Annotated in this window: 1 protein-coding gene; it reads right to left on the reverse strand. The window is 33.4% G+C overall.

Going from position 1 to position 440, the window contains the following annotated elements; translation table 11 throughout:
• On the reverse strand, positions 1-400 hold a 400-nt coding region (locus LC455_RS31155; protein WP_223596813.1), incomplete at its 3' end, for a DUF2334 domain-containing protein.
• Between the last annotated feature and the right edge of the window lie 40 nt (positions 401-440).

Raw genomic sequence — 440 nt, forward strand, 5'->3', positions numbered from 1 at the left:
ATGCTAAATAATCAAGACTCTTTTCAGGTGAAGTAGTAGAAGAAAGAATAAATGGATAACCTTCATTTTGTAGCTTTTGCAAATAACTTAATAATTTTTTATTATCATGTAAGTAATATATATTTTTTTCAGATTCATCCAATAATATAGGTGTTACTTCAAGTGCAATCGGCACCCTATTTTTAGTGAATGCCTTCACTACCTTTTCTAGCTTTCCCACATCTGTTTTCATATTAATATCTGATACAACAATAAAAGCTGGATGTGACTGAGGCTTGGGTAATTGCAATAAATCGCCCATGAGGGTAGGCCATTGATATTGTAGGGTTCCTCTATTCACAAAATCTCCGATATACGACCAATTGTTCTTTTTAACAACAAAAGGATAGGATTCATTCATTGAAGAGGCTCTTTTCACGACTTCGAAATCAGCAGAAGGT

Source organism: Neobacillus bataviensis, assembly GCF_019969725.1.